Origin of the sequence: Halorhodospira abdelmalekii (assembly GCF_016583625.1) — a bacterium.
Taxonomy (GTDB): Bacteria; Pseudomonadota; Gammaproteobacteria; order Nitrococcales; family Halorhodospiraceae; genus Halorhodospira; species Halorhodospira abdelmalekii.
In genome coordinates, this window is the sequence record NZ_NRRN01000023.1 from 38,748 (window position 1) to 47,803 (window position 9,056).

At 63.5% G+C, this 9,056-nt stretch carries 9 protein-coding genes; 3 read left to right on the forward strand and 6 right to left on the reverse strand.

What is annotated here, in order from left to right; translation table 11 throughout:
- Nucleotides 1–30 precede the first annotated feature (30 nt).
- The 3 genes from dnaK to hrcA all read right to left on the reverse strand — a co-directional run bounded on the left by dnaK (nucleotide 31) and on the right by hrcA (nucleotide 4,245).
- Nucleotides 31–2,028, reverse strand: coding sequence for a molecular chaperone DnaK (gene dnaK / locus CKO15_RS07335; RefSeq protein ID WP_200194066.1), 1,998 nt, complete (start codon nucleotides 2,026–2,028; stop codon nucleotides 31–33).
- 110 nt (nucleotides 2,029–2,138) lie between these two features.
- On the reverse strand, nucleotides 2,139–3,023 hold the full coding sequence (grpE, locus tag CKO15_RS07340) for a nucleotide exchange factor GrpE (protein ID WP_200194068.1): 885 nt from the start codon (nucleotides 3,021–3,023) through the stop codon (nucleotides 2,139–2,141).
- 166 nt (nucleotides 3,024–3,189) lie between these two features.
- The gene (gene hrcA, locus CKO15_RS07345; protein WP_200194070.1) at nucleotides 3,190–4,245 is read right to left on the reverse strand and encodes a heat-inducible transcriptional repressor HrcA; all 1,056 of its coding nucleotides are present in this window, start codon (nucleotides 4,243–4,245) and stop codon (nucleotides 3,190–3,192) included.
- Nucleotides 4,246–4,430: 185 nt separating this feature from the next.
- On the opposite strand from hrcA, the gene CKO15_RS07350 reads away from it, so the two are divergent.
- Together CKO15_RS07350 and CKO15_RS07355 are read left to right on the forward strand one after the other, a co-directional pair.
- Nucleotides 4,431–5,339 carry an NAD(+) kinase gene (locus CKO15_RS07350; protein ID WP_200194072.1) on the forward strand — a complete coding sequence of 303 codons (909 nt, stop codon included), beginning with the start codon at nucleotides 4,431–4,433 and terminating at the stop codon, nucleotides 5,337–5,339.
- A 147-nt stretch (nucleotides 5,340–5,486) separates the two neighbouring features.
- A complete protein-coding gene (locus CKO15_RS07355) occupies nucleotides 5,487–7,280 on the forward strand; it encodes an AAA family ATPase (protein ID WP_200194073.1) in 1,794 nt (597 codons plus the stop codon).
- Nucleotides 7,281–7,327: 47 nt separating this feature from the next.
- Here the strand turns inward: CKO15_RS07355 and fur are convergent, their stop codons facing one another.
- On the reverse strand, nucleotides 7,328–7,789 hold the full coding sequence (gene fur / locus CKO15_RS07360; RefSeq protein WP_200194075.1) for a ferric iron uptake transcriptional regulator: 462 nt from the start codon (nucleotides 7,787–7,789) through the stop codon (nucleotides 7,328–7,330).
- A gap of 86 nt (nucleotides 7,790–7,875) precedes the next feature.
- On the opposite strand from fur, the gene CKO15_RS07365 reads away from it, so the two are divergent.
- Entirely contained in the window at nucleotides 7,876–8,205 is a 330-nt protein-coding gene (locus CKO15_RS07365; RefSeq protein WP_200194077.1) for an outer membrane protein assembly factor BamE, read from the forward strand.
- Nucleotides 8,206–8,252: 47 nt separating this feature from the next.
- Here CKO15_RS07365 and CKO15_RS07370 read toward each other — a convergent pair whose 3' ends face one another.
- Together CKO15_RS07370 and CKO15_RS07375 are read right to left on the reverse strand one after the other, a co-directional pair.
- Nucleotides 8,253–8,558 carry an RnfH family protein gene (locus tag CKO15_RS07370; RefSeq protein WP_200194079.1) on the reverse strand — a complete coding sequence of 102 codons (306 nt, stop codon included), beginning with the start codon at nucleotides 8,556–8,558 and terminating at the stop codon, nucleotides 8,253–8,255.
- On the reverse strand, nucleotides 8,548–8,994 hold the full coding sequence (locus CKO15_RS07375) for a type II toxin-antitoxin system RatA family toxin (RefSeq protein WP_200194081.1): 447 nt from the start codon (nucleotides 8,992–8,994) through the stop codon (nucleotides 8,548–8,550). The genes CKO15_RS07370 and CKO15_RS07375 overlap by 11 nt, the downstream gene beginning before the upstream one ends.
- Nucleotides 8,995–9,056 lie beyond the last annotated feature (62 nt).

Genomic DNA, 9,056 nt, shown 5'->3' on the forward strand with positions numbered 1-9,056 from the left:
AGCGCGGGACCGCGGGCCGGGCGTGGCGGTCTACCGTTTGCCCGCCTCATCGTCTTTGACCTCCTCAAACTCGGCGTCGACAACATCGTCGTCACCACCGCGCGAGCCGCTCTTCGAGCCGCCACTGCGCGGCGCCTCTGCACCCTCGGCGGCGGCGTCGGCACCATCGGCACCATCGGCTCCGGCAGCGCTAGCCGCCCCAGCGGCCGCCGACTGCTGGTACGCCTTCTCGGCGAGCTTGCCCGATTGTTCGGCCAAGGCTTGCGTCTTCTGCTCAATGGCCGTCTTGTCGTCACCCTCTTTAGCCTGCTCAAGCTCGCGGATCGCCGCCTCGACCTCTTCTTTCTCGGCGGCCTCAGCCTGCTCCCCGAGTTCTGCCAGCGCCTTGCGCGTCGCATGGATCATGCTATCGGCCTGGTTCCGCGCCTCGACCAACTCGCGCTGGCGTTGATCCTCTTCGGCGTACTGCTCAGCCTCCTTGACCATGCGCTCGATCTCATCATCACTAAGGCCCGATGAAGCCTTAATCTCGATACCGGTCTCCTTACCGGTCGCCTTATCCTTCGCCGAGACGTGCAGGATACCATTGGCGTCGATATCGAACGTCACCTCAATCTGCGGCACACCGCGCGGGGCGGGCGGGATGTCGGTCAGATCGAAGCGACCGAGCGACTTGTTGTCCTTGGACATCTCGCGCTCGCCCTGGAGCACATGCACCGTAACCGCGGTCTGGTTGTCCTCGGCAGTCGAGAAGGTCTGCTGGGCGCGGGTCGGAATCGTCGTGTTCTTCTCGATGAGCTTGGTCATGACACCGCCGAGCGTCTCAATGCCGAGCGAAAGCGGTGTGACATCGAGCAGCAGAACGTCTTTGACATCGCCCCCAAGCACCCCGGCCTGGACCGCGGCACCGACCGCAACGGCCTCGTCCGGGTTGACGTCACGGCGCGGCTCTTTGCCGAAGAACTCCTTGACCTTCTGTTGCACCTTCGGCATCCGTGTCTGCCCACCGACCAAGATCACCTCTTCGACCTCGGCAGCGGAGAGCCCCGCATCCTGCAGGGCGGTCTTGCACGGGGCCAAGGTGCGCTCGACCAGATCCTCGACCAACGATTCGAGCTTCGCCCGCGTCAATTTCAGCGCCAAGTGCTTCGGGCCGGCTTGATCGGCCGTGATGTAGGGCAGGTTGATCTCGGTCTGCTGACTTGAGGAGAGCTCGACCTTAGCCTTCTCGGCCGCCTCGCGCAGCCGCTGCATGGCGAGCGGATCGTTATTGAGCTCGATGCCCTGATCCTTCTTGAACTCGGCAACCAGGTAGTCGATGACGCGCTTATCGAAGTCCTCGCCACCGAGGAAGGTATCACCGCTCGTCGATAAGACCTCGAACTGCTTCTCACCATCGACCTCGGCAATCTCGATGATCGAGATATCGAACGTTCCCCCGCCGAGATCGTAGACCGCAACCTTCTTATCGCCACCCTCCTTATCGAGACCGTAGGCGAGCGCGGCCGCCGTCGGCTCATTGATGATGCGCTTAACCTCAAGCCCAGCGATACGCCCGGCGTCCTTAGTGGCCTGGCGCTGCGAATCGTTGAAGTAGGCCGGCACCGTGATGACCGCCTCGGTAACCTCCTCGCCGAGGTAGTCCTCCGCGGTGCTCTTCATGCGCTGCAGCGTGCGGGCCGAAACCTCCGGCGGGGCCATCTTTTTGCCCTGCACCTCGACCCACGCATCACCGTTGTCGGCCTTGACGATCTTATAGGGCATCTCCTTGATGTCACGCTGTACAACGTCCTCTTGGAAACGCCTGCCGATCAGGCGCTTCACAGCGTGAACGGTATTCTGCGGATTGGTCACCGACTGGCGCTTGGCCGGCGCCCCGGTCAGGATCTCGCCGTCGTCGGTGAAGGCTACGACCGAGGGCGTGGTGCGATCCCCCTCGGCGTTCTCGATCACGCGGGTCTTATTGCCCTCCATGACCGCAACGCACGAGTTGGTCGTGCCCAAATCGATGCCGATAATCTTACCCATAACTGGCTCCTACTGCTGATCTCTGTTCGTGACGGGTCTGCAATGCCTCTCTGCAGCCCTTAGTGCGGGGTCTTGCGGGCGATTTCAAGGGGTGATTTCAGGGGGCAACATTAGGCCGTCTCATCGACCGTGCCCCCGCTATGGCCGCCAGATGAATCATCGGCCCTCTTCGCCACCACGACCAAAGCCGGACGCAGCAACCGCTCCTCAAGCCGGTACCCCTTCTGCACGACGTGAAGCACTGTGTTGGGATCCTGCTCGCTGCTCGGCTGGGTAGCCATCGCCTCGTGGTATTCGGGATTAAAGCGCTCCCCTTGCGGGTCGATCGGCTCGATCTGGAAGCGCTCGAAGACCTGGGTCAGCAGCTTCAGGGTCAACTGCGTCCCTTCGAGCAGTTTCTCGCGATCGGCCTCCTGCTCCTCGGCCGCCTGCACCCCCATCTCCAGACTATCTTTGACCTGTAACAGATCGGCGGCAACCCGCTCTAAGCCTTGACGCCGTGCTTGAGCGACGTCTTTCTGTGCCCGCCGTTGGGTATTCTCGACCTCGGCGCGCAGGCGCAGGACTTGGTCACGGTGAGTATCGGCCTGATGACGCGCCTCAGTGAGCTCACTTTCGAGCTGTTCAATGCGCGCCCACAGCACCACCGGATCGTTCTCCAGGTCACTCACCGCGGTATCGGTACCGGCATGCGCTGACGCTTCTCGCTCACCATCGAACACCCTTGCAGCGTCCTGCTCATCACCAGGTGCAGCGGACGCCGGCTCGTGGCGCTCATCGGCCGCAGCGGTGGACGCCGCCGTCTCCGCACGCGCTCCAGTCGCCCCCGCAGAGGCTCCGTCAGACTCCGGGCCTAGCCACTCGCCCTCGGCAGCTCTCCCCGCTTTCTCGCTCGCCGACGCCGCCGCGTGCTCTTCTCGACTCGCCGGGTGCGCCGTCTCATGCTCTGCGTGCGTACGCCCCTCGGCTGCATGGTCTCGTTGCTTGTCGCTCATCGTCTGCTCCGCTGGCTTGAGCTGTTGTTCACATCACGCTACCAAAAACCACTGAAAACCACTGAACCGCATTAACAACGCGCCGCCCCCCCCCGGACCGGCCAGAGGGCCAGCCGAACGCCGTTCCGCTAGCGGCAAAAGCCGCTGCTCGTCCCTGCTTGGGGATTTAGCGCGACGAATTCAAGGCCGCCCCAAGCAAGCGGGCGGTCACATCGACAACAGGAATGATCCGATCATACGGCATGCGCGTCGGACCAATGACACCAAGCACTCCAGCTGGCTCGCCTTCGACAGCGTACCGGGCAGTCACCAAGGAGAGGCCGTCGAAGACCTCATACCCGGCCTCTTGGCCGATAAAGATCTGTACTCCCTCGGCCGAAGCACAGCGATCAAGCACGTGCAGGATATCCCGCTTCCGGGTGAAGGCCTCGAAGAGCCGGCGCAGCCGCTCAACATCGGAGAGTTCGGCAAGCTCCATCAGATTGGTCTGGCCGGCCATCACGTAGCCCTCAGCGTCGCGCTCCGGGGCGAAGGCCTTACCGCCAACCTCCGCCGCCGAGCGCATCAGGGCATCAATCCGGCGCCGATCGGCGTGCATCGCCGCCACTAGACGGTCACGCACCGTGGCAACCTCAAGACCAGCAAACTCGCTGTTCAGATAGTTAGCAATCTGCTGCAGCTCCGCTTCGCTGAGTTCGCGATCAGTCTGGATGACCCGATTCTGCACCTCGCGCTCGTTGATCACGAGGATGGCGAGCACACGCTGCCCGGAGAGGGGCAAAAACTCGATATGGCGCAACACTGCCCACTCGCGCCGTGGCAACGTCACCACCCCAGCCAAGTGAGTTAAGCGGGAGAGCAGATTCGAGGCCGAGTCGGCAAGCCCCTCACTGCCGACTTCACGATCACGACTCAAACGCCGCCGCAACCGCTCCACCGTCTCGCTCTCCATGGGCTGAACCTGCAGCAGGCAATCGACGTAGAAACGCAGCCCGCGTTCAGTCGGCACCCGCCCGGCTGAGGTGTGTGGCGAGGCCAGATAGCCCTGCTCTTCGAGATCGGCCATGACGTTGCGCACGGTCGCTGCACTGACCGGCACTCGCGCCTCACGCGCCAGAATCCGCGAACCGACCGGCTTGCCGTCACTGATGTAACGACGCACCAAGGCGCGCAGCAGAGTCCGCGCGCGTTCACTCAGCTCGGGCTCGTGCGGCGAGCTCATAAGCGTTCGGCATCAGCGTTCGGCATTCGACCAGAGTCGGCCCCAGAGTTCGGGCCTGCGTAGTGAGAGGTGCCGGGAATCTAGCAACCCCGCGCAGCGACGTCAACTGAGTGTGGTGATCGCGCCCGGCACCGCCGCAAGCGGTGCGCCCGTTCCTTGCGCCCAATGTGGTAGTGTTTGGCGCCATGAGCGAGCATCCCCCCCCTTTTCGGTCCATCGGCATCATCGGCAAACCCGGCGACCGTGCCGTCTTCGAGATCCTGGAACGGTTGCTGCCGATCTTACAGGCGCACAGCTGCCGCACCCGCATCGACGCCACAACAGTGGCAGCCGGAGGCTGCGCCGACCACCTGCGCGCGCCCCGCGCCGAGCTCCTGGAGCACAGCGATCTGGTGATCGCCATCGGCGGCGATGGCACCTTGATCCATGTGGCCCGGGCGCTTGCGGGCCACCCCAACGCTGCCTTGATGGGTATCAATCGGGGCCGCCTAGGGTTTCTCGTCGACGTGCACCCACAGCACCTGCATGAAATCAGCGACGTCTTGGCCGGTCGCTGCGTGATCGATGAGCGCCTGATCTTAACCGTCGAGGTGCGTCACCGCGATGGGCATATCAGCGGTCGCGCTGTCGCCGTCAACGAGGTCGTCATCCATCGCTGGAATACCGCCCGGATGATCGAGCTATCGACTTGGATCAACGATCAGCCGCTGAGCGAGCATCGCTCCGACGGTCTGATCGTAGCGACCCCGACCGGCTCGACCGCTTACGCCCTGGCGGGAGGAGGGCCGATTGTCCACCCCAACCTGCACGCCATGGTGCTGGTGCCGATCAGCCCACACTCACTCAGCAACCGTCCCCTGGTCATCGACAGTGCCAGTGAGGTCGAGATCCGCGTCCACCCCGAGTTTATCGAGCAGGTGCGGGTCAGCTGCGACAGTCAGCACGAACTGGCGCTCAGTGCTGAGAGCCGTATCCTCGTCCGGGCACACCCGAGCCCCTTGCGCATGGTCCACCCACCGGGTTATAGCTACTTCAATATACTCAGGGCGAAGCTCGGCTGGGGCACCCCGCCGAATCATCCGGAACGCGTCTAGCCGAGTTTCTGGCGGCCGAGTTTCTGGTCGATTTCCTGGGCGTGCAGGTCTGGGGCAGGGCCGGCTGCTCCGAAAACGTAAAACTGCCGCGCGGGCCTGGGCGCACAGGAACCAGTCAGAGCCAGCCCGACGGAACGGAGAGGCGCTGTGCTGCGAGAGATCCACATCCGCAATTTCGCCATCGTCGAGGCCCTCGACCTGGAACTCGGAGCGGCGATGAATGTGTTGACCGGCGAAACCGGAGCCGGCAAGTCGATCCTGCTCGATGCACTAGGGCTCTGCCTCGGCGATCGAGCCAGTGCCGAGACGATCCGTCCCGGTGCCAATAAGGCCGAGATCACCGCGCTCTTCTTGGTGCCACCCAATGCTCCTGCGGCCGTCTGGCTGCGTGACCACGATCTAAGCGAACACCACGCTGATACGCCACTGCCATCTACCGAGTCGCCCGCAGCAACAGAACCCTCCGCACCCCCCCCCGAGGCGCTTCATGAGGAGATCATCGTCCGCCGAGTCATCCACAGCAACAGTCGATCGCGCGGGTTTATTAATAGCACACCAGTCCCACTACAGATGCTGCGCACTCTCGGCGAGCACTTGATCGACATCCACGGCCAGCACGCCCACCAGTCGTTGCTTCGCCCGGCTGCACAGCGCGTGCTTCTCGATGCCTACGCCGAGACCGAGCCACAACGCTGCACCGTCGCCGATCTCTACGAGCAACTACGGACAATCGACAGCGAACTCGCCGAGTTAGTCACCGATGAGCACACCTACGAAGATCGTCTCGCCCTGCTCCAGCACCAGATCGCCGAACTCGCCGAAGCAGCCCCAACTCCCGAGGGTCTCCTCGAACTGGAGCGTGAGCATCAGCGTCTAGCACACGCCGATGAACTGATCGGCATCGCCCACACCCACCTGGAGGCGCTCTACGATGCCGATTACTCAGCACAGGCCGCCCTCGGGCGGGCGCAGCGCGAACTCAGCGAATACGAGCAGCTCGCTGCGGCACTGCACCAGGCACGCGAGCTCTTCGACGGCGCCCTCGCCCACCTCGAAGAGGGCTGCCAGGTGTTGCGCGGTTTCACCGATTCCCTCGAAAGCGACCCGCAGCAGCTCGCCGCCATCGAGCAGCGGATCGGCCTACTGCGCGACCTTGCCCGCAAACACCGTGTAGAGACCGCCGAGCTGCCCGCGACCCTAGAGCGGCTACAGGCCGAGCTCGCGCGCCTAGAGAACGCCGAGACCCGCATCGCTGCACTGCGCAGTGAACGCGAACGCCTTGAGAGTGACTATCGCGGCGCCGCTCACCAGCTCTCGCAGCAGCGCAGCAAGGCCGCCGTCGCACTCGTCAGCGCCGTCGAAGCGCTCCTCGGCGAACTCGGCATGGCCGGAACAGAAGTACGGATCGCCGTTACCCATCAAGCCGAGGCGACGCCGACCCCCCACGGCCTTGATCGGGTCGAGTTGCAGGTGCGCACCAACCCCGGACAGCCGCTCGCCCCACTGAGCCGGATCGCCTCCGGAGGCGAGCTCTCGCGCCTCGGCCTCGCCCTACAGGTTGCTACCGTCGCCCGTGCCGATAGCGCACCTACGCTCGTCTTTGACGAGGCTGACAGCGGCATCGGCGGCGCTGTCGCCGAGGTCGTTGGCCGCTTGCTGCACACCCTCGGCGAGCGCTATCAAGTGCTCTGCGTAACCCACCTGCCGCAAGTTGCCGCACAGGCGAGCACCCACTTCCACGTCGCCAAAGAGCAGTCGGCCGAGACCACTCGAGCGCGCGTCAGCGCGCTCGATCAAACGGCGCGCATCGAGGAGATCGCTCGCATGCTCGGCGGCCTACAGATCGGTGCCGACGAGCGCGCCGCCGCCCGCAAGCTGCTCGGCGGATACAGCGCCGCGGCCCCACGCAAGAGACCGCGAGGGACCAACAAGCGCCCGTAGAGCCGAGCGCCTGTAAGGCCGGCCTAGGGGCGGGCCACAAGCCGAGGTCAACTCGGGGCACGCTCGCAGCGGCTCGCTTCGCGCACGCTCTCCTCCTCGGCCTCCAGACACGCAGCGCAGAGCCCATAGAGCACCAAAGAGTGTCCCGTCATGCGGAAATCACAGCCCGAAGCGTTCTCGCGCTGACGCCGCTCAATAGTCTCATCGACGAACTCCTCCACTCGACCACACTGCGTACAGACGATATGATCGTGGTGGCTCATGTCGTTCAGCTCAAAGACCGAGTGACTCCCTTGAAAGTTATGGCGCACCACAATCCCCGCCGTTTCAAACTGCGTCAGCACGCGGTAGACCGTCGCCAGCCCGATGTCGTCCCCGGCATCGAGCAAAGAGCGGTACACCTCTTCGGCCGAGACGTGGCGTTGCCCACTGCGCTCAAGCACTTCCAAGATCTTCATCCGGGGTAAGGTGACCTTGAGCCCGGCTTTGCGTAATCCTGTTGCGTCCACGGCGCCCCCTTCATTCGTCTACCGTAACCAACCCCCACTAGGCTAACATGCTCACGATGAACAATACAGCCAGATGCAGTTTATTATTGTTTCAAGCTTTTGCCATCTCCACGGCGCTCCCCCTCAGTGGCTGTGCAGGCGGCTTCCCGTTTGCACAATCGCTGGAGATTGAGCAGGGCAACCGGCTCGAACGCGCCGACATCGACCGTATCAGCCCCGGCATGAGCACGGCGCAAGTGCGAAGCATCCTTGGCGAACCGCTCCTAGAGCACCCCTTTGCCCCGGAGCGCTGGGACTACCTCTATGAGCATAGCGGCACTCCAGATCGAGCCGATGAGGTGCCGCGCCAGCGCTTCACGCTCTTCTTTGAGCAAGGGCGGGTCGCCGCCATCGAGGATAAGTGGTCGCAGGAATAGCCACGGGCACGCCCACTACGCCCCTATCCTGCCACCCTTCTGCCGCCCTACCCCTTCGCGTCGGCGGCCCGCCGGCGCCGTGCCGCCTTCGGATCGACTTGTAGGGGGCGGTAGATTTCGACCCGATCGCCGTTGTGAAGCGGCGTCTCGGGGCGCTCGATCTGCCCAAAGACACCAACGGCCTGCTGCGTAAGATCGATCTCCGAGTGGCGCTCTAAGATCCCCGAGGCGGCAATCGCATCAGCCACCGTTGCACCGGCCGGCAACTCGACCGCAATCACACTCTGTTGCGCCGGCAGAGCGTAGGCCACTTCAACACAAATCACCGTCTCAACAGCGGAATCAGAGAACATCGCGCTCACCGTAGACCTCCCGGGCCCGCTCAACAAAGGCATCGACGAGCCGGTTAGCCACCTGCGTAAAGAGCTTACCAAAGGCAAACTCCACCAAACGGCTCGCGAACTCGAAGTCCATATCCAGCGTGACCTTGGCCGCCCCGTCACCAAGATCGTAGAAACGCCAGTGCCCCCTCAGGTGCTTGAACGGTCCCTCGACCAGCTCAATATCAATATAGGCACCACGCTCATGTTCATTCGCCGTCACCAGCGACTTCTCCACCCCCCCTTTGGCGAAGGTGATGCGCGCCCGCGTCGTCGTCTCGCTCGTTGCCAAGATCTCGCACGCTTTGCACCAAGGCACAAACTCCGGATAGCGGGCGATATCGTTGACCAGATCGTAGATCTCTGCAGCACTGTACGGCACCAGTGCGGTACGGCTTATCGTTGGCATAAAGCGCTCCACTGGCCTCCAAAGCACCTATTCTCGCGGTCGCGCCCGATGGCAGCAACCAC

Excerpts from the sequence above, each read along its gene's own strand:
- dnaK (WP_200194066.1), bottom strand. The coding sequence starts at position 2,028 with ATGGGTAAGATTATCGGCATCGATTTGGGCACGACCAACTCGTGCGTT.
- grpE (WP_200194068.1), bottom strand. The coding sequence starts at position 3,023 with ATGAGCGACAAGCAACGAGACCATGCAGCCGAGGGGCGTACGCACGCA.
- hrcA (WP_200194070.1), bottom strand. The coding sequence starts at position 4,245 with ATGAGCTCGCCGCACGAGCCCGAGCTGAGTGAACGCGCGCGGACTCTG.
- CKO15_RS07350 (WP_200194072.1), top strand. The coding sequence starts at position 4,431 with ATGAGCGAGCATCCCCCCCCTTTTCGGTCCATCGGCATCATCGGCAAA.
- CKO15_RS07370 (WP_200194079.1), bottom strand. The coding sequence starts at position 8,558 with ATGTTCTCTGATTCCGCTGTTGAGACGGTGATTTGTGTTGAAGTGGCC.
- CKO15_RS07375 (WP_200194081.1), bottom strand. The coding sequence starts at position 8,994 with ATGCCAACGATAAGCCGTACCGCACTGGTGCCGTACAGTGCTGCAGAG.